Origin of the sequence: Brevibacillus halotolerans (assembly GCF_026891775.1) — a bacterium.
Classification (GTDB): domain Bacteria; phylum Bacillota; class Bacilli; order Brevibacillales; family Brevibacillaceae; genus Brevibacillus_B; species Brevibacillus_B halotolerans.
Window position 1 is genome coordinate 1 of sequence record NZ_JAPTNK010000074.1, and the last position, 288, is coordinate 288.

A 288-nucleotide genomic window follows, 5' to 3' on the forward strand; every position below is an offset into this window, starting at 1 on the left:
AAAGGAAAGAGGCATTACCATGAGTATGTCCCGGAAGGGAACACCTGCTGATAACGCCCCGATTGAATCGTTTCACGCCTGCCTCAAGTCGGAAACGTTCATCCTCGAAGGATTAACCTGTACAACGACGGCAATCGTTGAACAGACCGTTCGAGAATATATCTCTTACTATAACTCAATTCGCATTCAAACAAAACTAAACAACCAGTCACCGGTTGAATTCCGACGACTGGCTGCTTAAACTTGTAAGGTGTTTTGATCCCTGTCCTACAAACGGGGGTCAGTCCC

General features: G+C 46.5%; 1 protein-coding gene. It reads left to right on the forward strand.

The annotated features are described in order from the left end of the window. Positions 1-241, forward strand: a 241-nt coding sequence (locus tag O0550_RS24230; RefSeq protein ID WP_258427435.1) for an IS3 family transposase, incomplete at its 5' end; no start/stop codon positions are given. Positions 242-288: the final 47 nt, after the last annotated feature.